The organism is Actinomadura sp. 6N118, from assembly GCF_044326415.1.
Taxonomy (GTDB): Bacteria; Actinomycetota; Actinomycetes; order Streptosporangiales; family Streptosporangiaceae; genus Spirillospora.
On record NZ_JBIRAZ010000036.1, the window covers coordinates 1 to 25810 of the forward strand.

Annotated in this window: 21 protein-coding genes; 11 read left to right on the forward strand and 10 right to left on the reverse strand. The window is 70.1% G+C overall.

What is annotated here, in order from left to right; all coding sequences use genetic code 11:
* The coding region (locus ACH34W_RS50815; protein WP_395968555.1) for an integrase core domain-containing protein at positions 1-106 on the forward strand (106 nt) is incomplete at its 5' end.
* A gap of 140 nt (positions 107-246) precedes the next feature.
* Here ACH34W_RS50815 and ACH34W_RS50820 read toward each other — a convergent pair.
* Positions 247-459 (reverse strand): hypothetical protein, encoded by a 213-nt coding sequence (locus ACH34W_RS50820; protein ID WP_395968496.1) that lies wholly within the window; start codon positions 457-459, stop codon positions 247-249.
* A gap of 91 nt (positions 460-550) precedes the next feature.
* Between ACH34W_RS50820 and ACH34W_RS50825 the strand changes: the two genes are divergently transcribed.
* Positions 551-1159 (forward strand): TetR/AcrR family transcriptional regulator, encoded by a 609-nt coding sequence (locus ACH34W_RS50825; RefSeq protein WP_395968497.1) that lies wholly within the window; start codon positions 551-553, stop codon positions 1157-1159.
* 2 nt (positions 1160-1161) lie between these two features.
* On the opposite strand, the gene ACH34W_RS50830 is transcribed toward ACH34W_RS50825, so the two are convergent.
* On the reverse strand, positions 1162-1926 hold the full coding sequence (locus ACH34W_RS50830) for a class I SAM-dependent methyltransferase (RefSeq protein ID WP_395968498.1): 765 nt from the start codon (positions 1924-1926) through the stop codon (positions 1162-1164).
* Between the two features lie 171 nt (positions 1927-2097).
* On the opposite strand from ACH34W_RS50830, the gene ACH34W_RS50835 reads away from it, so the two are divergent.
* Positions 2098-3024 (forward strand): LLM class F420-dependent oxidoreductase, encoded by a 927-nt coding sequence (locus ACH34W_RS50835; protein WP_395968499.1) that lies wholly within the window; start codon positions 2098-2100, stop codon positions 3022-3024.
* Positions 3025-3101: 77 nt separating this feature from the next.
* Here ACH34W_RS50835 and ACH34W_RS50840 read toward each other — a convergent pair whose 3' ends face one another.
* Complete coding sequence (locus ACH34W_RS50840) at positions 3102-4568, reverse strand: MFS transporter (RefSeq protein WP_395968500.1); 1467 nt, start codon at positions 4566-4568, stop codon at positions 3102-3104.
* Between the two features lie 127 nt (positions 4569-4695).
* Here ACH34W_RS50840 and ACH34W_RS50845 point away from each other — a divergent pair, with 127 nt between their 5' ends.
* Positions 4696-5454 carry a TetR/AcrR family transcriptional regulator gene (locus ACH34W_RS50845; protein ID WP_395968501.1) on the forward strand — a complete coding sequence of 253 codons (759 nt, stop codon included), beginning with the start codon at positions 4696-4698 and terminating at the stop codon, positions 5452-5454.
* A 17-nt stretch (positions 5455-5471) separates the two neighbouring features.
* On the opposite strand, the gene ACH34W_RS50850 is transcribed toward ACH34W_RS50845, so the two are convergent.
* Positions 5472-6302: a TIGR02452 family protein gene (locus ACH34W_RS50850; protein ID WP_395968502.1), complete on the reverse strand. Its 831-nt coding sequence runs from the start codon at positions 6300-6302 to the stop codon at positions 5472-5474.
* A gap of 138 nt (positions 6303-6440) precedes the next feature.
* Between ACH34W_RS50850 and ACH34W_RS50855 the strand changes: the two genes are divergently transcribed.
* The 4 genes from ACH34W_RS50855 (at position 6441) to ACH34W_RS50870 (ending at position 12546) form a co-directional block, all read left to right on the forward strand.
* Positions 6441-7214 carry a hypothetical protein gene (locus ACH34W_RS50855; protein WP_395968503.1) on the forward strand — a complete coding sequence of 258 codons (774 nt, stop codon included), beginning with the start codon at positions 6441-6443 and terminating at the stop codon, positions 7212-7214.
* Between the two features lie 69 nt (positions 7215-7283).
* A complete protein-coding gene (locus ACH34W_RS50860; RefSeq protein WP_395968504.1) occupies positions 7284-8438 on the forward strand; it encodes a DUF3152 domain-containing protein in 1155 nt (384 codons plus the stop codon).
* Positions 8439-8494: 56 nt separating this feature from the next.
* Positions 8495-9949, forward strand: a complete 1455-nt coding sequence (locus ACH34W_RS50865; RefSeq protein ID WP_395968505.1) for a 3' terminal RNA ribose 2'-O-methyltransferase Hen1 — start codon at positions 8495-8497, stop codon at positions 9947-9949.
* On the forward strand, positions 9946-12546 hold the full coding sequence (locus tag ACH34W_RS50870) for a polynucleotide kinase-phosphatase (RefSeq protein WP_395968506.1): 2601 nt from the start codon (positions 9946-9948) through the stop codon (positions 12544-12546). Before ACH34W_RS50865 ends, ACH34W_RS50870 begins: the two co-directional genes overlap by 4 nt.
* Positions 12547-12670: 124 nt before the next feature.
* Here the strand turns inward: ACH34W_RS50870 and ACH34W_RS50875 are convergent, their stop codons facing one another.
* The 3 genes from ACH34W_RS50875 to ACH34W_RS50885 form a co-directional block, all read right to left on the reverse strand.
* On the reverse strand, positions 12671-12943 hold the full coding sequence (locus tag ACH34W_RS50875; RefSeq protein WP_395968507.1) for a zf-TFIIB domain-containing protein: 273 nt from the start codon (positions 12941-12943) through the stop codon (positions 12671-12673).
* A 67-nt stretch (positions 12944-13010) separates the two neighbouring features.
* Positions 13011-14024 carry a phosphotransferase family protein gene (locus ACH34W_RS50880; RefSeq protein WP_395968508.1) on the reverse strand — a complete coding sequence of 338 codons (1014 nt, stop codon included), beginning with the start codon at positions 14022-14024 and terminating at the stop codon, positions 13011-13013.
* A gap of 21 nt (positions 14025-14045) precedes the next feature.
* Entirely contained in the window at positions 14046-16697 is a 2652-nt protein-coding gene (locus tag ACH34W_RS50885; RefSeq protein ID WP_395968509.1) for a PQQ-dependent sugar dehydrogenase, read from the reverse strand.
* A gap of 365 nt (positions 16698-17062) precedes the next feature.
* Here ACH34W_RS50885 and ACH34W_RS50890 point away from each other — a divergent pair, with 365 nt between their 5' ends.
* The gene (locus tag ACH34W_RS50890) at positions 17063-19348 is read left to right on the forward strand and encodes a hypothetical protein (protein ID WP_395968510.1); all 2286 of its coding nucleotides are present in this window, start codon (positions 17063-17065) and stop codon (positions 19346-19348) included.
* Here ACH34W_RS50890 and ACH34W_RS50895 read toward each other — a convergent pair.
* Both ACH34W_RS50895 and ACH34W_RS50900 read right to left on the reverse strand, forming a co-directional pair.
* Positions 19330-21354, reverse strand: a complete 2025-nt coding sequence (locus ACH34W_RS50895; RefSeq protein ID WP_395968511.1) for a phosphatidylserine/phosphatidylglycerophosphate/cardiolipin synthase family protein — start codon at positions 21352-21354, stop codon at positions 19330-19332. The two genes, ACH34W_RS50890 and ACH34W_RS50895, sit on opposite strands and share 19 nt — an antisense overlap.
* A gap of 53 nt (positions 21355-21407) precedes the next feature.
* Entirely contained in the window at positions 21408-23120 is a 1713-nt protein-coding gene (locus tag ACH34W_RS50900) for an AMP-binding protein (RefSeq protein ID WP_395968512.1), read from the reverse strand.
* 43 nt (positions 23121-23163) lie between these two features.
* On the opposite strand from ACH34W_RS50900, the gene ACH34W_RS50905 reads away from it, so the two are divergent.
* A complete protein-coding gene (locus ACH34W_RS50905; RefSeq protein ID WP_395968513.1) occupies positions 23164-23715 on the forward strand; it encodes an NUDIX domain-containing protein in 552 nt (183 codons plus the stop codon).
* 95 nt (positions 23716-23810) lie between these two features.
* On the opposite strand, the gene ACH34W_RS50910 is transcribed toward ACH34W_RS50905, so the two are convergent.
* Positions 23811-24110 carry an ArsR/SmtB family transcription factor gene (locus tag ACH34W_RS50910; RefSeq protein ID WP_395968514.1) on the reverse strand — a complete coding sequence of 100 codons (300 nt, stop codon included), beginning with the start codon at positions 24108-24110 and terminating at the stop codon, positions 23811-23813.
* A 118-nt stretch (positions 24111-24228) separates the two neighbouring features.
* Between ACH34W_RS50910 and ACH34W_RS50915 the strand changes: the two genes are divergently transcribed.
* Positions 24229-25677: an MFS transporter gene (locus ACH34W_RS50915; protein WP_395968515.1), complete on the forward strand. Its 1449-nt coding sequence runs from the start codon at positions 24229-24231 to the stop codon at positions 25675-25677.
* Positions 25678-25810: the final 133 nt, after the last annotated feature.

The window sequence follows — 25810 nt, forward strand, 5'->3', positions numbered from 1 at the left end:
CAGCAACACCCAACGAGCAGACGCTCTTGCACCCTGGCTGGACTACTACAACAATCGACGCCGCCACAGCGCACTCGGTGGGCACCCCCCGGCCAGCCGACTGTGACCAACCTATTGGCCGGATACAGCTAGGGCGTGTCTAGGCGAGGCGCGGTCGGTCAGTGGTGCAGGCCGCGCTTGCCGGGCGTCCACCGCGACCAGGTCACGCGCTTGGTCGACGGATTCCTGGCCGCGTACGCCTGAGTATTACTTGCGCGCCTTGGCGCGGTCGTGGGACCAGCCGGCGAGCAGGATGCCGACGACGGTCGCGGCCACGTAGGCGGTCAGGCTCGCCGCGAAGCCCCCTGGGAGCCAGCCGAGCAGCCCCGCGTTGTCGTGGTCGACCAGCTGTCGGATCGCACCTTGCGCACCGACCACGAGTAGCACCATGCCGATGATCTGCAGCACGTCGAATTTCATGGGAGCCCTTCGTCGTTTAGCAATGCGTTTGCATTGTAATAGGATGCGAGTACTGATGCAATGCGGCCGCATTGCATAGCCGGGAGGGTGCATGCCGAAGGTCGTCGATCATGAGGCGCGACGCCGGCATCTCGCCGAGGCGGTCTGGGCCCTGACGGTCCGGGACGGCCTGGAGGGCGTGACCCTCCGGAAGGTCGCCGCCGAGGCGGGGGTTTCGATGGGCCAGGTGCAGCACTATTACGGCAGCATGGAGAAACTGGTCGGCGACGCCGTCGCCCGCGCCGTCCATGCCCTCAACGCCAAGATCGAGTCGTCCATCCAGGAGGCGGCCGCGCGGGCGGGCGGGACGGCGAGCGCCGAGACCATGCTGCGCTCCTGCCTGCACGCGATGCTCGCACGCGACGAGGAGAGCCTGCGCCTGCTCCGGCTGTCCGTCGCCGTGCTCGGGAAGGCCATCTCCGATCCGGCCATGGCGGGCGTCCTAGCGCCCGGCGACGACGAGCTTCTCTCGTTCACCGCCGGATTCATCACCGAGGCCCGCGCCGACCGCGGCACGCCCGCCCGGGGTGACGCCCGGCTCGACGCCGACATCTGCTGGAGCCTGGCCGTGAGCCTCGGCGTCGACATCGCGATCGGTCACCGGACACGCGACGAGGCCGAACGACTCCTGGACTACCACCTGGAGAACGTCCTGGGCTGAGCTCAGGTCCGGGCGGTGACGCGGATCTTCGACTGCTTGTGGTCGTTGGCCTCCCAGTCCTCCATGAACGTGGCGTCGAGCTTGTGCTCGGCGGCCAGGGAGACCAGCGTCTCCGTCCGGTAGTAGAAGTCCTCACGCAGCACCTGGTGCTCTTTGCCCTCGGTGCGGTTGAACGTGAAGTCGAAGAATCCGCCCGGCGCCAGCACCCGTCCGACATGGGCAAAGCACTCGTCGATGACGTGCAGTGGCGAATGCGAGAAGACGCTGTGCGCGTGAACGACGTTGAAGTGCGCCGCGGGCAGGAACTCCAGCTGCAGGTCCCGCACCGGCGTCAGGTGCGGCACCTTTTCCTGAAGGTCATAACGGACGAGCGTCTCCTCGGCCGCGAAGAGGATGTCGGGTGAGATGTCGATCCCGTAGTAGTTCCCGGCATCCAGATGGTCGATGAACAGGCGCCCCGCCCGCAGGTTGCCGCACCCGATCTCCAGCATCCGGTCGCCCGGCTTGAGCCCGTGCTTGACCAGGTAGTCGAACTGCAGCTCGCCCAGCGCCAGCCATCGCTTCTCCGAGGGCGTCCCGACCGCGCCGAACGGCGTGCGCGAGGCGTCCGAACGCATGACGGCGCGGTAGTAACCCACGTGGTCACGCGTCTTCATCCTCAACCACGCGTCCCGCGCGAGGCGACGAGCGTACGGCGGGACCCTCCTGGGATTCCGCGCCGCGTACCGAACCTTGTGCGTGAGGCTCGCACGATTCTTGGAAGCCATCGCCCCAGTGAAGACCCACGGCCCCCGCCAAGCAAGGCTCAAACATTAAAGGTCGTTCTGATCGCCACGTTCATCGCACTGAGCGGTGACCCGGCCGAGGACAGGCGCGTGCTGCCGCGTACTGGGGCCCCGTCGTCACATCGTTGGGGCGCGCGTACGAGGATGGGGGCCATGCGTCTTCGGATCTTCACCGAGCCCCAGCAAGGGGCTAGCTACGAGACATTGCTGTCAGTCGCCAAGGCCACGGAGGACCTTGGGTTCGACGCCTTCTTCCGGTCGGACCACTACGTCAAGATGGGCGACGTGCCCGGCGACCCCGGGCCGACGGACGCCTGGATCACGCTGGCCGCGCTGGCCCGCGAGACCAGCCGCATCCGGCTCGGCACGCTGATGACGGCGGCCACGTTCCGGCTGCCCGGCCCGCTGGCCATCTCGGTGGCACAGGTCGACCGGATGAGCGGCGGCCGCGTCGACTTCGGGGTCGGCACCGGATGGTTCGAGGAGGAGCACACCGCGTACGGCATCCCGTTCCCGAGCCTGAACGAGCGGTTCGAACGGCTTGAGGAGCAGCTGGAGATCATCACTGGGCTCTGGCGGACGCCGCGCGGCGCGACGTACGACTTCGAGGGCAAGTACTACCGGGTGGCCGATTCGCCCGCGCTGCCCAAGCCCGCGCAGGCTGACGGCCCGCCTGTGCTCATCGGCGGTTTCGGTGCCAAGCGCACACCGCGGCTGGCCGTCCAGTACGCCGACGAGTACAACCTGCCGTTCCACAAGATCGATGACACGGAGATGGCGTTCGGGCGCGTGCGGAAGGCCTGCGAGGAGGCGGGCCGCACCAAGCCGATGGTCTACTCCGCCGCGCAGGTGGTCTGCTGCGGCCGCGACGAGGCGGAGCTCAAGCGCCGCGCCGACGCCATCGGCCGTGACCTGACAGAGCTGCGCGAGAACGGACTGGCCGGCACGCCCGCCGAGCTGGTCGACAAGATCGGCAAGTTCGGTGAGGTCGGTGCCGAGTGCCTCTACCTCCAGGTGCTCGACCTGCACGATCTCAACCACCTGGAGCTGCTGGCCTTCGAGGTCCTCAACCGCCTCTGACCAAGCCTCTGACCAGGCCTCTGATCAATGAGTCCCGCACCCGGACACTCTCCGGGTGCGGGACTCCAGTGACGGCTTTAGTGGGTGGGCTCCTGGTCGGGGCGGGGCTGTTTCGGCAGCAGGAACGTGACGGCGAAGCTCAGCGCGAGCATGCCGGCCACGACCCAGAGCGTCACGTTCATGGCGTGCTCGAAGTGCGCGCCGGACGCCGTGAAGTGCTCGCCGAGCAGGTTGAAGAAGAGCGTGCCGAGCACGGCGGCCCCGAGGGCGCTGCCGAGTTGCTGGACGGCGGTCAGCGTGCCGCCGGCGGCGCCGGTCTCGTGCGGTTCGACGCCGGCGAGGACGGTGTCGAAGAACGGGGCCATCAGCAGGCCCATGCCGATCCCGGTGACGACGAGCGCGGGGGCCAGCTGCCAGGGGGTGACGCCCATTCCGGCGGCGTGCAGGGTCGCGGCGATGCCGAGGACGCCGCCGGTCATGATGACCGTGCCGCCGTGGATGACCTTACGGCCGAAGCGGGCCACCGCCTGGGCGAGACCGAAGCCGACGATCATGCCTGCGGACCACGGGATCTGCGCCATGCCCGCCTTGAACGGCGAGTAGCCGAGGCCCAGCTGCGTGTAGAGCCCGAACACCAGGGCGAAGCCGGTCATGCCGGAGAAGAACACGATCCCGACGGTCAGGCCGCCGCTGAAGCCGCGCTTGCGGAAGAGGCTCGGCATCACCAGCGGGTCGCCCCCGGCGCGCTGCTTGCGGAGCTCGTACCAGATGAAGACGGCGAACACCGCGGCCGAGCCGGCCATCATGGCGAACGTCCAGGCCGGCCAGCCGAGCTCGCGGCCCTGCACGAGCGGGTAGACGAGCAGCCCGGCGCCGAGCGCGGCCAGCACGGCGCCGACGAGGTCGAGCCGGCTGGCGTGCCGGGCCTTCGACTCGGGCAGGAACTTCAGCCCGGCCAGCAGCGCGGCGATGCCCACCGGCAGGTTGATCAGGAAGATCATGCGCCAGCCGGTGCCGAAGAGGTCGGCGTCGATCAGCCAGCCGGCCAGCACCGGGCCGCCGACCGACGACAGGCCCATGACCGGCCCGAACGCGCCGAACGCCGCGCCCATCTCCTTCGGCGGGAACATCTCCTTGATCAGGCCGAGCCCCTGCGGCAACATCACGGCGCCGAACAGGCCCTGCAACACCCGGGAGCCGACCAGCATCTCGGGTGACACCGCCAGGCCGCACAGCAGCGACCCGGCCGTGAAGCCCGCGGCGCCGATCAGGAACATGCGCTTGCGCCCGTACAGGTCGCCGAGCCGGCCGCCGGTGATGAGGCCGATCGCCATGGCCAGCGTGTAGCCGGCGGCGAGCCACTGGATCATGCCCGCCGACCCGCCGATGTCGGCGCGGATGGTCGGGGCGGCGATCGTGGTGATCAGCGCGTCCACCAGGTCGAGGATCTCGCCGGCCAGGATCACGAAGAGGGCGACCCAGCGCCAGCGGTAGGGAGTCTGCGCGGCCCCCGCTTCGGGGCCCGCGTCGAGGGTGGTGGTCATCGGTGCCTCCGGGAAGTTGGAACATAGTTCGTCGTTACGAACACTGTTCTACGGAGGAACAGTGTTCGTGTCAAGTACGATGTTCGTGACGAGGACGCAGCCGAGGAGAAGCCGGAGGCCGGACGCAATGACAACGGTCGATCAGGGCCAGGACGCGGAGCTCCCCGCGCCACCGTGGCGCAAGCGTCGCCGCAGCACACCGGCGAAGGCCAAGCAGCCGCTCAGCCAGGATCTGATCGTCGACACCGCGCTCCGGATCCTCGACGCGGAGGGGCTCGACGCGGTCAGCATGCGCCGGGTCGCCCAGGAGCTCGACACCGGGCCCGCCTCGCTCTACGCGCACGTGTCCAACAAGGAGGAGCTCCTGGAGATCCTGCTCGACCGGGTGTCAGGCGAGATGCGCCTGCCCGAGCCGGACCCCGAGCGCTGGCGCGAGCAGATCAAGGAAGTGGCCTACGAGATCCACCGGGTGCTGAGCGCGCACGCCGACATCGCCCGGGTGCCGCTCGGCATGATCCCGACCGGCCCCAACGCGCTCCGCATCAACGAGCGGGTGATGACCATCATGCTGGCGGGCGGGGTCCCGCCGCAGATCGCGGCCTGGGCGGTCGACCGCTTCTATCTCTACATCAACTCCGACGCCTACGAGGGCTCGATCCATGTGACCAAGCAACGGGCCAGCGGCCTGGAGCCCGCGGAGTACATCGCGAGGTTCCTCGGCCAGGTCCGCGAGTACTTCACCAGCCTGCCCGCCGACCGTTTCCCGGTGACCGTGCGGCACGCGCCCGAGCTCATGTCCGGCGACGGCGAAGACCGGTTCGAGTTCGGGCTGGAGCTGATCATTCGCGGGCTGGAGTCGTACGTGGAGGGCTCCCAGGACTCCTAGCCGACCCCCCGGAAGTCCTAGCCGAAGACGCGGTCGAACGCGGCCTGGCGCGGGGCGCCCTTGGCGGTGTCCCAGACGGCGAAGACGACGTGCTCGAACCGCCCGGCGAACTCGCCGCCGCCGGCGCGCAGCGGCTCGGCGAACGCCTGGGCGACCTCGGCGGGATCGTTGCGGAAGACCCCGCAGCCCCACGCGCCCAGCACCAGCCGCCGGTGCCCGTGCCGGAGGGCGACGGCGAGCACCTTGCGCGCTCGCAGGCGCAGGACCTCGGGGATGCGGGCGGCCTGGCGTTCGTCGCGGATCGCTCCGCGGTTGGGCGCCGGCGAGGTCAGGAAGGCCACGTCGTACGGCTCGTCCAGCAACCGGCCCGCGTCGTCACGGAACACCGGGACGGCGGGGGAGTAGATCATGTGGTCGCTGTAGAGCAGGTCACCCTGCGAACGGTGGAAGTCATAGAACTCGCGGGCCGCACGCAGCGACGCGTACAACGCCGACGATCGGGCCAGGCCTTCTTCCTGGGCGTGCGCGCCGTTCAGGAACCCGCCGCCCGGGTTCTTGGCGGAGGCGAAGTTGAGCGCCAGCGGCACGGAGCCCAGACCGGAGAGCCGCCGCGCGGCGGCCAGCGTCGTCTCACCGGTGACCTCGATGCGGGTCTCCAGGCCCGGTGACTCCGGCAGGCCCGCCAGCAGGGCGTCGAGCTCGTCCGGCCGGTGCAGGACGGTGCCGCGCACGGTCGCCTCAACGGCGTCGGCGATGGTGACCGTGCTGCCGGAGGGGGCCACGTAGTCACCGCGGTCGAGGATGCTCACGGTCTCTTGGGCGGTCTGCCGCCTGGGATGTCTGCTCATCTCACGCAGAGTCTCCCGGTCGGACGCGGCCGGTGACAACGCGATATCACCATGAGTCCGAAATGCCGGATCTCACTGCACATGTGGGGCTGGTGGTGTAGGTGTGGTTGCTTTGCTCCCCCGAAAGAAGACAGAGAAATGCCTGAATACTCATCCGTCCGCCGCGTTCAGTACCTGGGCCTCGCCGTCGTCCTCGCCGTGTCCTCGCTCGGGGCCGGTGCCTGCAAGCCGGGGAAGAAGAAGAAAAAGTCCAAGTCCGGCGGCGTCACGACCTCGCAGACCTCGCCCGCGCCCACGTCGCCGGGGACCGCTCCGGTCCAGGACAACGGCCTGGCGAACAAGCCGCCGAAGGTCATCCTCTCCCAGGTCGCCACCGCGCTGCGCGGTGCCACCTCCCTGCGCGCCAAGGGCACCATGAAGGACGGCCGTGACCTGCTCGCCTTCGACATGACGTTCACCAAGCGGGGGGCCGCCAAGGGCAAGGTCCGCGGTCCGATCCTGCGCAAGAACGTGACCGTCGAGGTCATCCTCGTCAACGGCAAGGCCTACCTTCGCGGCCGCCAGCTCTGGCTGGCCGCCGGCGGGCAGGCCGCAGCCCGGCGCATGGGCTCCAAGTGGATGGTCGTACCCGGCAAGCAGCAGCCGGCCGGCGGCAATCTCAGCATGAACGGGTTCGCGAAGTCGCTGAAGCCGAGCGGCCGGGTGGTCAAGCTGCAGCCGGTGATGCTCCGCGGGCAGCGCGTGATCCGGCTGATGGACATGGCCGACCGCTCGGTGCTCTTCGTCGCCACCACCGGGAAGCCCTACCCGTTGCGCGTCGCGCAGAAGGGCGGGAAGCAGGTCATGGACTTCGATCAGTTCGACGCCCCCGTCACCATCACCAGGCCACTTAACGTGGTGACCCGCCCCTAACGGGAGATTTCCGGGCATCCGGCGGCGGGCGCATGTTGCGAAATGATCAAATGGGCGCGTCTTTCTGGCATGCTTTCCAGCGATATGCAGCCCCCACGTTCCCGCCAGGGCCGGCGCCGGCGCCGGCCCGACCCCCCACGGCGGCACCCCGCGCCCCCGCCGGCGGCGTCCGGCTCGTACGAGCAGGGTCCGTACGAGCACGACCCCCACGGTGCCGGCCAGCAGCAGAGCGGACACGATCCCCAGGGCCGCGGCCCCGGCGGATACGATCCACAAGGCCGCGGCCCCTACCCGCCCGATCCGAACACGCCCGATCCGAACACGCCGGGTCTGTACGGACCCGATCCGTACGGTGAACCGCCCCGCCGCCGGGATCCCTACCAGGGATCCAGCGGGATGGGGCAGGACCTCGACCGGGCGTTCGTGGGTGCGTCGCGCAGCCGCCGGTTGTTCCGCGCCATGGTGGTGATCGTCGTCGGGCTCATCCTGCTGGCCGGGATCGCCGCGTTCGGCTTCCTGCTCTTCGGCTCGCCCGGCGGCAAGGGCGGCCTGGCCGCGCCGCGCAACGACCCCGGGCCGAAGAGCAGCCCCCAGGGTCACGCCGACGCGGCTCCGGGCACCCCGCCCGTCATCACCCCGCGGCGCGCGCCCTACATCCCGGCCGTCGGCACCGGACGCTTCGTCCGCCCGGCGGCGGGGACGAGCCGCGTGTACGGCCGCGGCAAGGTGATGCGCTACATGATCGAGGTGGAGGGCGGCATCCGCCAGCAGCCCCTCGTCTTCGCGCGGAGCGTGGAGAAGATCCTGGCCGACCCGCGCGGCTGGACGGCCGGGGGCCGGTGGGGTTTCAAGCGCGTGGACTCCGGCACGTACGACTTCGTGGTGCGGCTGGCCTCGCCTGGAACGGTCGACAAGTTGTGCGGTGCCTACGGCCTGGAGACCAACGGCCAGGTCAACTGCAGCGGCGGCAAACAGGTCGTGGTCAATCTCCGGCGCTGGCTTCTGCTCACCACGTACTACAGGCAGCAGCCGGACCAGTATCACGCGCTCGTCATCAACCACGAGGTCGGCCACAGGCTGGGCTACAACCACATGACCTGCGGCAGGAAGGGCCGTCTCGCGCCCGTCATGCAGCAGCAGATCTTCGGCCTGAAGGGTTGCCTGGCCAACGGCTGGCCGTACGACCGGCGCGGCCGTTTCATCACCGGCCCTGGTGTCCCTTAAGCCGTTCCAGCGGAAATGCGTTGGGTGGCGGCGGCCCGTTCCGCCATCCTTGAGACGTGCTTCTGACGATCACGACAACGCTGTCCCCGGCCACGGACCTGGGCTTCCTGCTGCACAAGCACCCCGACCGGGTTCAGCCGTTCGAGCAGGCCTTCGGCACCGCGCACGTCTTCTACCCGGACGCCGGCGCGGACCGCTGTACGGTCGCGCTGCTCCTCGACGTCGACCCGGTCAAGCTGGTGCGCACACGCGGCAAGGGCACGCCCGACTTCTCACTCGGCCAGTACGTGAACGACCGGCCCTACGCGGCGTCGTCACTGCTGGCGTCGGCAATGGCCAACGTCTTCCGTACCGCCATGCGCGGCCGTTGCGACCTGCGTCCCGAACTCGCGGAGACGGCGCTCCCCTTGGAGATCACGCTGCCCGCGCTGCCCTGCCGGGGCGGCCCCCAACGCGCCGAACGTTACTTCGCGCCGCTCGGCTGGCAGGTCACGGCGGCCCGCGTGCCGCTCGACCCGGAGTTCGAGGCCTGGGGCGACTCTCGATACGTCTCGCTGACGCTGACGGGGCAGCTCAAGCTCTCCGACGCCCTCAACCAGCTGTACGTGCTGCTGCCGGTGCTGGACGACGCCAAGCACTACTGGATCGCGCCTGACGAGGTCGACAAGCTGATCCGCGCAGGCGAGGGGTGGCTGGCCACGCATCCGGACCGGGCCGACATCACCCGCCGCTACTTGGCCAACCGGCGCGGGCTCGTCCGGACCGCGCTCGGCCGGCTCGCCGACGCCGACGACGCGCCCGAGGACGAACTCGATCGCGACCCGATCGAGGAGGAGCCGCCCGCGGTCGATCCCACGGCGGCCGAGCCGGGCACCGCGCCGGAGGCGGAGTCCGCAGCCGCCGCACCGCCGGTGCCGCTCGCCGAGCGGCGCATCCAGGCCGTGCTGGAGACGCTGCACGCCCAGCAGGCACCGCGCGTCATCGACCTCGGGTGCGGCTCGGGCAAGCTGGTCGCGCGCCTCAAGCAGGACGCCTACTTCCAGCGGATCGCGGGTGTGGACGTGTCGGACCGCGCTCTCCAGGGCGCTCGCCGCCGCGGGCAGCCCGAGGACGTCGCGCCCGACCGGCCGCCGCGGGTGGAGATCTTCCAAGGTGCCCTGACGTACGCGGACGAACGTTTCCGCGGCTACGACGCGGCCGTGCTGATGGAGGTCATCGAGCACATCGACCCGCCGCGGCTGCCCGCCGTGGAACGGGTGGTCTTCGGCGACGCCAAGCCGCGCGTGGTGGTCGTCACCACGCCCAACTCCGAGTACAACGTGCGGTACGAGGGGCTCGCACCGGGCGCGATGCGCCACCCCGACCACCGCTTCGAATGGACCCGCGCCGAGTTCCGCCGATGGGCCGAGCGCGTCGCCGCCGGCCATGGCTACCAGGTCCACTACGTGCCCGTAGGCGACGACGATCCCGAGGTCGGCGCCCCGACCCAGCTGGGGGTGTTCACCCGATGAGCGAGACGCGCGGCACCGAGACTCACGGCATCGAGAATCGCGGTACCGAGATCCGCGTGCCCGAGATGGGCCTCGTCGTGCTCGTCGGCGTGTCCGGCTCCGGCAAGTCGCACTTCGCCCGCAGGCACTTCAAGCCGAGCCAGGTGGTGTCTTCGGACTACTGCCGGTTCGTGGTGTCCGATGACGAGAACGACCAGAGCGCGACCGGCGACGCGTTCGACCTGCTGCACTACATCGTCCGCAAGCGGCTGCGGCGCGGCCTGCTGACCGTCGTGGACGCCACGAACGTGCAGCAGAAGGCCCGCCAGTCGCTGCTCCAGATCGCCAAGGACCACGACGTGCTGTCCGTGGCGATCGTCCTGGACGTGCCCGAGCACCTCGCCGCCGAGCGCAACGCCGCGCGCCCTGAGCGCGACCTGCCCGACCACGTGATCCCGCGGCAGCGCCGCGAGCTGCGGCGCGGCCTGCGGTCGCTGGGCCGCGAGTTCAAACGGTCGTACGTGCTGTCGGGCGTGGACGAGATCGACGCCGCGACGATCACGTACGAGAAGGCGTGGACGGACAAGCGCGAGATCACCGGGCCGTTCGACATCATCGGCGACGTCCACGGCTGCCGCGCGGAGCTGGAGGAACTGCTCGGCGAGCTCGGCTACGAGATCGAGTGCGACGCGCTCGGCCGCGCCGCGGGCGCGAACCACCCCGGCGGCCGCACCGCCGTCTTCGTCGGCGACCTGGTCGACCGGGGGCCGGACACGCCGGGGGTGCTGCGCCTGGTCATGGGCATGGTCGAGGCGGGCCAGGCTCTGTGCGTCTCCGGTAACCACGAGAGCAAACTCGTCCGGGCCCTGCGCGGCAGGAAGGTGCGCGTCGCGCACGGCCTGGCCGAGTCGCTCGAGCAGCTGGCCGCCGAGCCGGACGACTTCCGCGACCGGGCCCTGCGGTTCATGGACGGCCTCATCAGCCACTACGTCCTGGACGAGGGCCGCCTGGTGGTCGCGCACGCGGGGCTGAAGGAGGACTACCACGGGCGTGCCTCGGGACGCGTCCGCTCGTTCGCGCTCTATGGCGACACGACCGGGGAGACGGACGAGTACGGGCTGCCGGTGCGTTACCCGTGGGCCAACGACTACCGCGGCAAGGCGATGGTCGTGTACGGGCACACGCCCATTCCCGAGCCGGAGTGGATCAACAACACGATCTGCCTGGACACCGGCGTGGTCTTCGGCGGGAAGCTGACCGCCCTCCGGTATCCGGAGCGCGAGCTGGCCGCCGTGCCCGCCAAGCAGGTCTGGTACGAGCCGACGCGGCCGCTCGTGCCCACCCCGGCCATGAAGGCGGGCGGGCACCGCGAGACCGACGTTCTCAAGATCGAGGATGTGCTGGGGAACGAGGGAGTCGAGACGACCCTGATGGGCCGGGTCTCGGTCCGCCATGAGAACGCGCTCGCGGCGCTGGAGGTGATGAGCCGGTTCGCGGTGGACCCGCGCTGGCTGGTCTACCTGCCGCCGACCATGGCGCCGCCCGCCACCTCGACCCTGCCCGGCCACCTGGAACACCCGGCCGAGGCGTTCGCCGCGTACCGCGAGCAGGGCCTGGACCGCGTGATCTGCGAGGAGAAGCACATGGGGTCGCGGGCCGTCGTGGTCGTGGCGCGCGACGCCGACGTCGCGGCCGCCCGCTTCGGCGTGACCGACGGCACCACTGGTGCGATCTTCACCCGTACGGGCCGCGCGTTCTTCCGCGACCCGGCGCGGAACGGCGAGGTCCTCGACCGTGTCCGGACGGCCATCACCAGTGCCGGGCTCTGGGATGCGCTGGAGACGGGCTGGCTCGTGCTGGACTGCGAGCTGCTGCCGTGGTCGGCCAAGGCCATGGACCTGATCCGCACCCAGTACGCGGCGACCGGCGCGGCGGCCCGCGCCGCGCTGCCGGTGGCGTCGGACGCGCTCGCCCGCGCCGCCGCCCGCGGTCTCGACGTCGGCGGCCTCCGCGAGCGCATCGACCGGCGGGCCGCGAACGCGACGCTGTTCCGCGACGCCTACGCCCGCTACTGCTGGCAGGTGGACGGACTGAGCGGGCTGAAGCTCGCGCCGTTCCAGGTGCTGGCGGGGGAACGGCGTACGTGGGCCACGTTCCGCGAGCACGACTGGCACATGGAGATCGCCGCACGGCTGGTCAAGGCCGACCCGTCCGGGCTGCTCACCGGCACCGGCTCCATGGTGGTCGACCTGGGCTCGGAGACGTCGGTGGCCGCCGCCACCGGCTGGTGGACCGAGCAGACGGAGGCCGGGGGCGAGGGCATGGTCGTCAAGCCGCTGGGCCCGCTGCCCGAGGACCGGAAGGTGCAGCCCGGCATCAAGTGCCGTGGCCGCGAGTATCTGCGGATCATCTACGGCCCGGACTACGCCGAGCCGGAGAACCTCGACCGGCTCCGCAACCGGTCGCTGGGCCGCAAACGTTCGCTCGCGATGCGCGAGCACGCGCTCGGCCTGGCGGCACTCGACCGCCTCACCGCGGGCGAGCCGCTGTGGCGCGTCCACCAGGCGGTGTTCGCCGTGCTCGCGCTGGAGTCCGAGCCTGTGGACCCGCGTCTCTAGGACTGAGTCTCCAGGCCCGCGCTTGTGGACCCGCGCATGGAGGGGGACCTGCGTTTACCTGGCGGGTTGTGTCGAGGCGGTCGCTTCTCTGCGGCGTCGGCAGAGGAGCGACCGCCCGCGTCCGTCAGGTTGTGAAGAGCATGTGGAAGACGCTCCCGTGGTGGGGGCGGTGGTGCGCAGCACCGTGGTGATGGTGGTGGACCGCCGCAGCAGGCGCGCCCCAGGCGGGGGCCGCAGGAGCAGCGGGGGGCGGCGCCTGGAAGTTGGCAGCCATGTTGCTGAGGGCCTCGAGCTCGCCATAGTCGAGGAAGATGCCCCTGCAGTTGTCACATTGCTCGATGTGGACGCCGTTGCGGGTGTACGTCCGCATCACGCCACGACACTTAGGGCAGTGCATGCCTTCTTGTCCTTCCGGTATGGAATCCCCAGGTAGAGGCTAAATCTAGAGCAGTCTCCACGTCACGTCATGCCGGGATTCCCGCAATGGAGATTCTGCGGCAGGCATCGACGAGCGCGAGTTCCGGCTCTTCGAGCGGTCGGTCGCCCTCCCGCGCGGATATGACGCACGTGGCGGCGATTTGGATCACGAGAGTTCGGGCAGGTACGTCCAGGGTCGGCCACGGGTCCCCGTCCGCCGGCACCGCAGGCCCTCCCGCCGCGCGGTAGGCCCCCAGCAGGCGTTCCCAATCCTCCGGCGGCAGCACGCCCGCCGAGTAGAGCGCGGCGGGACGGGCGAGATCCCACGCCGGATCGCCCACTCCGAGGTCCTCCACATCGATGAGCCGCCACGCCCCGGAGGCGTTCCGGACCATCTGCCCCAAGTGCCAGTCGCCATGGATGAGGCACCGGGCGCCATCTGCGGGCTCTGCGGTTTCGCCGCGAATCCAGGACGGAAGTGTGGCGAACGCGCGACGGATCTCGGTCGCCGCCGGACCGTCCTCCAGCCGTGAGACGAGGCGCGCGACCCGGGCCGGGCGGCCCCAGCTCGGTGCCCCCGTGGGCACGGTCCCGGCGTGGAGCGTGGCGAGCAGCCGCCCGGCGTCCTCCCACGGCAGCGGGCCCGCCGGGTCCACCGGCGTCGCGTACGGCCAGACCGTCACCACCCGGCCCTCGATCTCCCGCCGGGGACCCAGGGGCGGGAGCAGCAGATCCGGGAGCCCGGCGGAGACGTCCATTCGCCGCTGGAGCAGGGGACCGCCGTCCCGGTCCGGCTGATGCGCCTTGACGACCACGTCCCCGACCCGTACCACCAGTACCGAATGCCGGTCGTACAGCACCTCTGCTTCGGCGTCCGCACACACGTCCGCTCGCGCGTCTGCCCGCGCGCCCGCCCGCGCGCCCGCCCGCGCGCCCGCCCGCGCGTCCGCTCGCGCGTCTGCCCGCGCGTTCACCGACGCGTCCGCCCGCGCGTCCGCGCTCGCCGACCGGGCCGTGGTGCGGGCTAGGTCGGCGAGCGAGGCGAGCAGGGTGGAGGGCACGCGATCAGTTAACCATCCGCCCTACCGGTCGTAGACCTCCATCTCCCAGAGTGAGTAGCCGTACGTGGTCGCCCGTTTGAGGCCGTACATGCGGATCCAGCGGGCGTCTCTCGGGGTGAACGAAACCCAGTCATCGCCACCGTTGCCTCCCGTGACGGTGCGCACGGTCGTCCACACGCCACCGCCGGTGGAGGTCTGCACCCGGTAGTCGCGGCCGTAGGCGGCCTCCCACTTCAGGTTCGCGAAGCCGACCTTCTTGACGGTGCCCAGGTCCACCTCGATCCACTGCGTATCTGTCCGCTGGCTGGACCAGCGGGTCGTCATGCTCCCGTCGACGGCCTTGGGTCCTTCGAACCCGGCCTTCTCGACGCTGGAGGTCTTGGCCGGGCGATTCAGCGCCAGGTTGGTCTTCAGCCGGTAGTTCGCCGTGAGGGTGGTGGCGGTCGCCGGGGCCACGATGTTGTGGGCCGACGCGCCGCCGTCGGACCAGCCGGCGAACTCATAACCCTTGCGGGCGACCATCTGTGTCGTGGTCGGCGCCGAGACCGACACCGTGGAGCCGATGATCACTGTGCTGGTGAACGGCGCGGCCTTGGTCGTCTGCAGCAGGGTCAGCGGGATCCCGGCCGGGTTGGAGGCGACCGTGAGCTGCGTTGTCTTGGGCTGCAACATCACGCTCTTGGTGTCGGTCAGCCCTTCGGAGTCGGTCGCGGTGAGCCGCAGCTCGATCCGGGAGGGGTACTCGTGGTCGGGTGCGACGAACGACCCGCTCTCGCCGTTCTGGCCGGTGACGGTGTGCTCGTGGCAGTCGCTCGGGCAGTGGTGCATGATCATCTGCCACTTCAGCGAGGCGCCGGTGAGGGCGCCGTCCTCGGCATCGGTGCCCCCACCGGAGAAGTCGACCCGCTCGCCCACCTGCCAGGTCAGGTCGGCGCCCGGTGCCGTGATCGTCGCTGTCGGCGGGGTCGAGCCGGCCACGATCGGCTGGGTCGAGGTGTCGGCAGCGCCGCGCGCGTCGGTGACCCGCAGGCCGACCGTGTACGTCCCCTTGGCCGAGTAGGTGTGGCTGGGCCTGGGGTCGGTCGAGTCGTCGTAGGCGCCGTCGCCGTCCAGATCCCACGCGTACGTGAGCGGCAGGTCCCCGTCGGCGTCACTGGACGTGGTGCCGTCGAAGTCGACGGTCAGCGGCAGCGCGCCGCTGGTGACGCTGGACTTGATCGCCGCCACCGGCGGGTTGTTGACGCCGTTGTAGACGTAGCGAACGATCCGGCCGCCCATGATGTCGGTGCCGAAGAGGTCGCCGTTCGGGCCGGACTGGAGCTCGACGATGGTGCCCGCGTCGGTGGCGAATGTCTCGATCTTGGTCTTGTCGGGCAGTCCGTTCGTGCCGGGCTTCATCGCCCACACACAATTGCGCGAGTAGTCGGTGAAGAACAGCGCGCCTCTGTACTGCGCCGGGTAGGTGGTGCCTGCGTAGAACGAGACGCCGCTCGAGGAGGAACTCCCGGTGCTGCACGTCTCGTTCGGCACGACCTTGGCGCTGTGGTGGTAGGCGTAGTACGGGGCGGTCACGGCCGAGGTGCCCGCACCGTAGAGGTTCTCGCAGATGTTGAGGTTGGCGGCGTCATAGGCGGATTGACGTGCTGTCCCCTCGTAGCAGGGCCACCCGAAGTTCCGCATGGTGCCGAACGGCTCGGTCAGGCGGTTGATCTCTTCCCAGGCGCCGTAGCCGACGTCGCCCAGCCAGACCTCGTTGGTGCCGGGCCGGATGGTGAAGCGGAAGGGGTTGCGCAGGCCGTACGCGACGATGCGCCGCACGTTCACGCCGCCGCTGGGCAAGGGGTTTCCCGCCGCGCCCTCACCCGTGTCGGGGTTGACGCGGATGATCGTGCCGTCCAGCGTGGCCGGGTCGCCGGTGGTGCGCAGGTCCTGCGAGCGCAGCGCGCCACCCTGGCCGGTGGGGGCGGTGAGCGCGGTGCCGGCGGCGCCGGGCGGGTCGCCGCAGGCGTTGTTCTTCTGGCCCCAGTCGGCGTAGTTGAAGCTGGCGCCGTCGCCGCCGCCCGCGTAGAGCATGCCGTCCTTGCCGAACGCCAGCGAGCCGATGGAGTGGCTGGAGAACTGCTGGCACCAGTCCTCGATCAGCACCCGCTCGCTGACCGGTCCCGCCTGTGCCGCGCTGGACAACGCGGCGCGCGCTTGGACGGCCGGGCTCAGGACCGAGATGCGCCCGGCCACGACACAGCCCTCGTTGTAGGCGCCCGGCGGGTCCGGGCAGTTGTCGCTGGAGCCGTCGGCCGAAGGCCAGCGGGGGAAGTTCCCGCCCATGACGCCGTTGTAGCTGTACATCACGTACACCCGCGGGTCGGCAGGGAACTCCGGGTGCAGTGCCATGCCGAGCATGCCGCGGTCCCACCCGTTGAACGTCTGCTGCCGCAGGTCGGCGAAGATCTCGGGCTCGGTGTCGGCGAGCGAGTCGAAGACCTTGATGATCCCGCTCTTCTCGGCCACGAAGACCCGGCCGTCGGGAGAGAACTCCACGTTGGTGGGCGCGGTCACCTTGCCCTTGAAGAGCTCCTTCTGCTGGAAGTTGGCCGGCAGCGCCGCGGCCCGCGCGGTCGCGTCGACGGGCTGCTGCCAGGCGATGACGGCCAGCAGCGTGGCGGCCAGTGCCACGGCGAGCAGTCCTGCGAGAAAGGGATTGTGGTTTCGAATGAATCCGGGCGAACTGCGTGCTCCCACGGACGGCCCCCTTCGTGCCCCGTACGGAGGCCAGCGATGTGGCGCTCCTGCACAGAAGATGAATCAACTCTGGGGCTTAAGGGGCGGTTGGACCTCTATTGGCCAGCGGTTCATCCACAATTGGTCACCGTGTCAACCGATTAGCGTGATCGTGCGACGCGTGCTCTGATTTGTGCCGGAACGGGCCTGTGTCGAGCGCGCGGCCGGATCCGGCCATCTTGGATCGAGACCCTCGCCAGTCACTGTCCGGATGCATCAGATTGCTGTTAGTAGTCAACGGTGGTCTGAGACACGGGGGCGTGCGATTGATGGAAAGGCATTGGCGGCTCGCGTCGGCCGTCGGGGCGATCGTCGTGATGGCCGTCGCCGTCACGCTGACGGCGGTACGCGGGGGACTGGAGCACGCAAGCTGGATGGCGGCCATCATCAGCCTGCTCACGGTGCCCGCCGCCGTTCTGGCCTGGGCGCTCCGCCGTTCGGATCCGCCGGCGTCCTCGCTGGACGAGCACCTCGCGGGTGTCGCGGACGAGCTGGCACCGCGGATCCGCGCCGAATGGATCTCCGAGGCGAAGGTCCGCGGGCTCATCGGCCCGGCCTGGGACCAGGCGGGGGAGACCGAGCCCTGCCACCTCCTGCCGGTCCGGTGGTCCAAGGTGGGCGCGAACTGCCGCCCCGGTGGCGCCCCGCGCGGGCGAGTGCACCGCGCCGACTCGGTCGCCGGGCTCGTGGCCAGCTATCTCGGGGTGAACGGGCGGCGGCTCGTCATCCTGGGGGAGGCGGGTTCGGGCAAGTCGGCGCTGGCCGTCCTCATGACCCTTGGCCTGCTCAAGGACCGCCTGCCGGGCGGCCCGGTTCCGGTGCTCTTCCCGCTGGCGTCCTGGGATCCCGGCGAGCCCCTGATCGACTGGCTGGCGGCCCGGCTGGGCGAGGCCGTGCCGCCGCTCGGCAAGCGGATCGCCAGGAAGCGGCTGCGCGAGCACGTGCCCGCGTACCGGCACGGGAAGCTCCGGAAGCTCGAACGGACGCTGGCCTACCAGCTCATCCACACCGGGCGGATCCTGCCCGTCATGGACGGTCTGGACGAGATCCCCGGCGCCCGGCACGGTTCCGTCGTACCGCGGATCAACGAGGCGGCCGACCGGCTGCCGGGGTACGTGCTCACGTGCCGCGCGGACGCGTACCCGGAGGCCGAGCCCGCGCCCGAGCTGGTGCCCGAACCAGCGTCTGAGCTGGCGTCCGCGCTTGAACCGGCGTCTGAGCTGGCGCTTGAACCGGCGTCTGAGCTGGCGCTTGAACCGGCGTCTGGGCTGGCGCCCGAGCCCGCGCCTACGTCTGCCGCCGCGGCCGCGCCTGTGTCTACCGTGGCGCCCGCGTCCGCGCGGGGGCGAGAGGTTCTCCATGACGTGTGGCGGGTGCGGCTGGAGCCCGTCCCCCTCGACGATGCAAGGAGGTTCCTCGCAGACCCCGCCAGTGACGGCGAGGACCGGTGGGAGCCGGTTTTCGCCAGGCTCGCGGCTACGGACCGGTCAGACCATGAGAAAACGCTGGCCGATGTTCTCGCGAGCCCGCTCATGTTGTCGCTCGCGAGCAGGGTCTACCGGAGCCGTCTGGAGAAACCGACCGAGCTGCTGGATCCGGAAATCTGTGCCGACAAGGGCGCCATGGAGAGAAGGCTGCTGTCAGGCCTGGTACGCCAGGCGTTCCGGGACGCGCGCTGGCCGCTCGCGAAGGCCGAGAGATGGCTCGCCGAACTCGCCGCCCAGACCCATCGGCAGAATCCGTCCAGGATCCGCTGGTGGGAGCTCACCCGGCATCTCCGCCCCGCCACCGCCGTGCTCGCGGGCGTCTTGGGCGCGGTCATCTCAGGGGTGGCCACCGGTCTCGGCTTCTACGTGGTGTTCGGGCCCGTCACGGGGCTCGTCGCGGGCCTTGCCGGCGCGATCGCCCTGGGCGTGCCGTGCGCCCTGTCCGTGCCGGCTCCCGCCGAGCTGCAGTTCCAGCTGAGCGGGCGGATCCGGCGGGCCTTCGTCAGCGGGTCGGCCATCGGCACGGTGAGCTTCCTGGCGGGGCACGTCGCCTACGACTGGGAGATCGGCCTCGCGGCGTCCCTCACTCTCGGGCTGCCGGTCTCGGTGCTCTACGGCTGCTCCGTACAGGGGGAGATCTCCAAAGTGGTCACGCCGGGCTCGCTGCTGCGCCGCGACCGGGTGGTGGCGCTCGCCTTCGGGCTCGTCTACGGCGTCCCGCTCGGGGTCATCGGCGCGGTCGTGGTGGGCCACAAGCACGGGGTACCCGTCGGCGTCGTCTTCGGGATCGTGTTCGGCATCGCCGCAGGGCTGGCCGGGGGACTGCTGTACGGGCTGTTCTGGGCGCTGGCCCTCAAGGTGATGAACATCGGGGTCATCGCGTGGGTTCATCTGATCCTCGTCCAGGTGTGCCTGGTCGCGCGTGGCCGGGGGCCCTGGCGGCTGATGCAGTTCTTCGAACATGCCCACCAGCGGGGCGTCTTCCGGCAGATCGGCGCGGCGTACGAGTTCAGCCACGCGAGGTTGCAGGACGAGCTGGCTCAGCGCCAGCGGCCCTGACGGAACGAGAACGAGCGGAACCTGTCGTGCACGTCGAGCAGATCCACGTTCACCCCGAGGGCGCGCAGATGGTCGGAGGCCCGATGGCTGTGTCGGGGCAGGCAGCCAGCCAGGTGTGGATAAGGCAGCACGCGGGGTTCGCTGACCGTGGGATCGCGGGCCCGCAGGCCGTCGAGTTTCAGCTCAGCACGCCGCCGCCACAGCTCCAGCCAGCCGCCTTCGGGTGGTGGTTCGTTAAGCGCGGGCTCGCCGAGCGAGGGTTCGTCCAGTGCGGGCTCGTCCAGTGCAGGATCGTTCGGTGAGGGCAGGCCGAGGTGCTCGGCCCAGAGGTCGCGGCGGAACGGTCGAACGTCGTCCTCGCCTACGCAGGTGACGTTCACCTCGGTGGCACGTGCCTGCCACGGATCGCCGCCGGACGCCCCGTTCACGAGCCGGCCGAGGCGGATCAGCGGCGGCCGGAGAAGCTCGTGCTGGCTGTGGCTGAGCGAGAGGGAGTCCAGGTTGGCCGAGCCGACGGACAACCAGGAGTCGTCGACGATCGCGACTTTCGAGTGAACGTGGTTCCGGAGGATGCGGGTGCGGTGTGTCCCCTGCTCATGGCTCCACAGCGTGAAGATCCCCAGCCGGTCGTCGCCCAGCTCCGCCATCCCGGCCAGCAGGCGTTCCAGCGCGCGCCGTTGCCAGATGACGTAGTTGGGGACGTCCGGCTTGATGTTGAGGAGCAGGATCAGCTGCAGTCCGGATGCCCGCCGCGCGGCGCGGATCAGGGCGTCGACCAGCTCGGGGCAGGTGAGGTACTGGTTCTCCAGGTAGACGAACCGCTCGGCGGACTCCAGCGCCCGGAGATAGGACTCGTAGATTCCCGTCTCGCCCGCGTCCGCCTCCGCATAACGCCGTGCGCCAGTCAGTGTGCGCGTCACCTGGAGCGTCGTGGTTCCTGTGGCGGCGGGTTTCCCTTCCGCCTTTTCCGCCAGCGGCTCGAACGGGGCGGGCGCAGGACCCACCGTGCGTTTGGGGGAGGGTCGGGCATGGTCCCAGTGCAGGCGGAACGTGGCGTCCAGATCGGCCACTGCGGGCCCCTCGATTCTGGCGCTCACATCGTGGACCGGCGCCCGCACCGAACTCCGCCAGCGCAGATGGCCACGGCGTGGATCGTCGATGCGGTGCTCGCGCCCGTCGAAGTACTCCTGGGCGAACACCGAGCCGATGAGGAACGCAGCCCGGTCGTCGATCACGAAGACTTTTGCGTGGATCGGCAAGGTCTGCGGCGTGGCCAGACGGCGTGTCCGCACGAGGCCCTCCGGGTCGTGGCGCCGGAGGAATCGTTCAACGGGGTGGGTGGTGTTGGCAGGCGACGCGGCGGGGGTGGGGTGGTTCAGCACCACGTGCACCGCGACGCCGCGCCCGGCCGCCTCCAGCAGGCTCTCTTCCAGCCGTACCCCGCCCGCCGGGCCGGGATTGCCGACCGGGTCCATGCCGAATTCCATCCGCACGTGCGGCACGTCCAGCATGAACAACATCGCCCGTACGGAGCGGCGCGCCGTCGCGACCTCCTCGGCAAGCCGCGCCCAGGCGGACTCGTTGTCGATGAGGAACTCGATCCTGTTGCCCGTGGTCGGCTGCGGCCCCTGCGCGGCGGCCCAGCCGGAGCCGAACCTGGTGAGTGCGGGCATCGTCGTGAGCGAGGCGGGGCCGCGCGTCACCCAGAGCTCGGCGAGCCTGGCACGGACACGTTCATCGGCGAAGCCATAGCCGCCGTTCTCTCTGATGAGGATGCCTCGGCCGACCATGGCGTTCAGCAAACCGCGGCTGGGCACGAGCCGTTGCCGCCGGGCTGTGCGCGTGCCGCCGCCGCGCGTACCGCCGCCCGTGCCCTGCGCCAGCCAGGCCAGCGCGCGGCGTGCCGTCCCGGCCGCCACCGGGTCGTCGCCGCAGGCGCTGTCGATGAACGCGTCGATCTCGTGGGCCTCGCCGGCTTCGGTGGACTCGTCGGCTTCGGTGGCCATCCGGCAAGGTTAGGGCGCGTCGCGCAGGAGGGCAGCTGACTTTGAGACACGCCCTAGGGCCGTGGCTCCTGAGGGGAGGCCTCTTCGCGGAGCTCGTGGCGGAGCACCTTGCCGAGCAGGGTGCGGGGCAGGTCGGTGCAGGGGATGAAGGCCGTCGGGACCTTGTAGTGGCTGAGGAAACGTTCACAATGGCGGCGCAGCTCGTCAGCCGAGAACGGGTAGGCGGGGTGCTCGACGACGTACGCGACGACCCGTTCACCACGGCGCTCGTCGCGGGCGCTCACGACGGCGCAGTCGAAGACCGCGGGATGCCGGCGCAGCACCTCCTCGACCTCGGACGGGAAGACGCTGAAGCCGCTGACCTTGATCACGTCGCGCCGGCGTTCCAGGATCGTGACGAAGCCGATCTCGTCCATGACCGCGATGTCGCCGGTGCGGAGCCAGCCCTTGGAGAGCGCCTGCGCCGTCGCGAGCGGTGCGTTCCAGTACCCGGCGAAGACCTGCGGGCCGCGCACCACGAGCTCGCCCGGCTCGCCGTACGGCAGCACCCTGGTCGGCTCGTCGGGGTCGACGATGAGCGCGTCGGTCATCGGCAGCGGGACGCCCATGGTGGTGTTGCGGGCACCACTGCCCAGTGGGTTGGCCAACACGGCGGGTGACGCCTCGGTCAGCCCGTAGGCCTGGATGAGCCGGTCGCCGCCCAGCACCTCCAGCCGGTCGGCCGTGGCCGGGGGGAGCTCGCTGCCGCCGGAGATGAAGATCCGCACCGAGTCGAGGTCGCCGGGGTCCAGCCGCGGGCTGTCCAGCACGTTGTCGTACAACGTCGGCACCCCGGGGAAGATCGTGGGCCGGTGCCGGCGCAGTGCCTTGACCACCTGGTCGCTGTTGTAGCGCGGCAGCAGCACCACCGTGCCTGCCCGCGCCACCGGCGCGATCATGCAGATGACCAGGCCGAACGAGTGGAAGAGCGGCAGGACCGCCAGGGTCACCTCCCCGCCGTCCCGATGTGCCGTGTCCCAGGCCAGCTGCTGGTTGGCGTTCGCGATGAAGTTGCGGTGGGTGAGCATGGCGCCCTTGTGCTCCCCGCCGGTGCCGCCCGTGTACTGGATGGCGGCGAGGTGCTTGGCGGGGTCGAGCCGGTACTGCCGTACGCGGCGTTGTGAGGGACGCTGCATCTCGGTGAACCGCAGAAGCCCGGCGTCGGTCGGCACCTCGGTGGTGAGCCTGGCCCGCCGCCGCTGCATCTGCACGAGCGGCAGCCGGAGCAGCAGCCGCTTCAGTGGCGGGAGGAAGTCGAGGAGGGAGGTGACGACGACGTGCTCCACGGAGACCTTGTCGCCGATCGCGTCGAGGGTGGCATAGGAACGGTCCAGGACGACGGCGACCCGGGCCTCGCAGTCCGCGAGCTGGTGCCGCATCTCCTCTTCGGTGTAGAGCGGGTTGTGCGGCACCGGGATGGCTCCGCGCCGCAGCGTGCCGAAGAACGCGATCACGAACTGCGGGCAGTTGGGCAGGATGAGCGCGACCCGGTCGCCGGGCTGGACGCCGAGCCGGTGCAGCCCCGCCGCGAACCGGTTGACCGCCGTGCGCAGCTGCCGGTAACGGATGCGCCGGCCGAAGAAGATCAGCGCGGTGTTGCGCGGCCGCCGTTGGGCCGCGTCGTCCAGCAGCCGGGTGACCGGGATGTCCGGGATATCGAGCTCGGTTGGGACACCGGGCTCGTACCAGCGCAGCCACGGACGAGGGATTTGTGACGACGGCCACATAGGCGTGGATTCAACCATGGATAGGTGTCGCTAGGGTTTCGGCATGGCAGACGAGCAGACGATCAGGCAGTTGTCCTCGCGCGTCGTGTACGAAAATCGCTGGATGACCGTACGCGAGGACGAGGTCGAACGCCTCGACGGCTCGCGCGGCATCTACGGGATCGTCGACAAGGCCGACTTCGCGCTCGTCATACCCGCCGAAGGTGACGGTTTCCATCTGGTCGAAGAGTACCGCTATCCGATCGGACGCCGGATGTGGAACTTCCCACAGGGTTCGTATCCGGACCGCAAGGTGGCCGACGATCCGGAGGAGCTCGCCCGGCACGAGCTGGCGGAGGAGACCGGTCTGCGCGCCGCGTCCCTGACTCGGCTCGGTTACCTGCACGGCTCGCATGGCACCAGCAACCAGGGCTTCCATGTCTTCCTGGCCACCGGCCTCACGCAGGGCGAGCCCGACCGGGAGCTCGAGGAGCAGGACATGCGCCAGCGCTTCGTCACCCGCGAGGAGTTCAAGCGTCTTGTGCGGGACGGCCTCATCACCGACGACTCGACGGTCGCCGCCTACGCCCTCCTGCTCCTGCACGAAGAGTCGTGACTGTCGTACGAAGAGGTATGACGGATGCACGAAGAGGCGTGATGGTCGTGCGAAGGGGCGTGACGGTCGGCGAAGAGCGCCCATGGCGGGCGCTGTCACTTGTCGCTGAGGACCAGGTTCAGCAGGCCGGGGAAGCGTGCTTCCAGGTCGTCGCGGCGCAGGGTGATGTAGAGGTTGCGGCCTTCGGGGCGCTGGAAGATGACCCCGCACTCGCGTAGTACGCGCCAGTGCCCTGTGAGCGTCGACTTGGGCGCGCCTACGTCGATGTTGCCGCACCACGTCTCCTCACCCGAGGCGATCTCCTGAACGATCCTGTGCCGGAGCGGGTGGCCGAGGGCGTGCATCACGTCCACGAGCTGGATCTCGTCTCGCGCGGGATGCAGGAGTGCGGCCATGTGTACCACTGTACGGGATAGTCGTACTGTCGGTTGACTTCTCATTCGAATTGTACGAAAGTCTCGTAGGTTCAAACTGTTCGACCTTCCCGGACAATCGTATCGAGGGGGATTCCTCATGCCCGCAGCGCCTTCGCGCCGCACGGGCTGGGCCTTGGCGCTTCTGGCGTTCGCCCAGCTCATCATCGCCCTGGACTTCAACATCGTGTACGTGGCGTTGCCGGAGATCGGCCGGGAGCTGAGCTTCTCCGACCAGGGCCTGCAGTGGGTCGTCAGCGCTTACGCGGTGGTCTTCGGCGGCTTCCTGCTGCTGGGCGGGCGTGCCTCCGACCTGCTGGGCCGCCGCCGCATGTTCGCCCTGGCCCTGTCGCTCTACGCGGTGTCTTCGCTGGCCGGTGGGCTGGCCGAGGGGCCGGGGTTGCTGATCGCCGCCCGTGCCGTGCAGGGGCTCGGCGGTGCCCTGCTCTTCCCGGCCACGCTGTCACTGATCAACACCACGTTCACCGAGGGCCGCGAGCGCAACCGCGCGCTGGCGATCTGGGGCGGGGCCGGGGCCAGCGGGTTGTCGCTGGGCTCCCTGCTCGGCGGGGTGCTGACCGACGCGTTCGGCTGGGAGTCGGTCTTCTACGTCAACGTGCCGCTGGCGGGCGTCGCGGCGCTGCTCGCCTTCGTCCTCCTCGCTCGTGATGGGCGGCGCGAGCGGGGGCGCGGCTTCGACCTGCCCGGCGCGCTGACCGTGACGGCCGGTGTGACGTTGTTCGTGTTCGCCTTGGTCCAGGGCCCCGAGGCCGGCTGGACCGCGCCGGAGATCCTCGCCGCGTTCGGTGCAGCCGCTGTGCTGCTCGCGGTGTTCGGATGGATCGAGGGGCGGGCCGAGGATCCGCTGATGCCGCTGCGGCTGTTCACCAACCGCAGCCTGAGCGCGGGGATGGCGATCACGTTCACCTTCATGGGCACGTTCGGCGCGCTGCCCTACTTCCTGACCATCTACCTGCAGAGCGTGCACGCCTACAGCCCGCTCGCCACCGGCCTGGCGTTCCTGGTGCCGTCGCTCGCGATCGCGGCGGGCACACAGGTCGGAGAACGCCTGGTCGGCCGGATCGGGCTGCGCGCGACCCTGCTCGGCGGGCTGCTCGTGGGCGCCCCGGGAACCGCGCTGATCGCGTACGGCATCACCGCGGACGGATCGTACGCCGCGCTGCTGCCCGGGATCCTCATCTCCGGACTCGGGCAGGGAGTCACGTGGACCGGCATGTGGATCGCGGCGGCGTCCGGCGTCGACGCGGGTGAGCAGGGCGTCGCCTCCGGGATGGCCTCCACCGCCCAGCAGGTCGGCGGCGCCGTCGGCCTCGCGGTCCTCGTCGCGCTCACCAACTCGGGCTTGAACGGGCTCAGCGGCGAGGCGCTGCGCGTCGAGCTCGCCGGCGGGATCCAGACGGCGACGTACGTGGCGGCCGCGGGCATCCTGCTCGGCGCGCTCATCACCCTCGGCCTGAAGAAGCATGCGCGCGAGCCCGAGCGGAACCGCGCGCCCCTCGCCCCCGAACCCGTCCTCATCGACGACTGAGATTCCAGGGCTGACGTCCAAGGCTGACGTCCAAGGCTGACGTCCAGGGCTGACGTCCAAGGCTGACGTCCAGGGCTGACGTCCAAGGCTGACGTCCAGGGCTGACGTCCAGGGCCGACCTCCAAGGCTGACA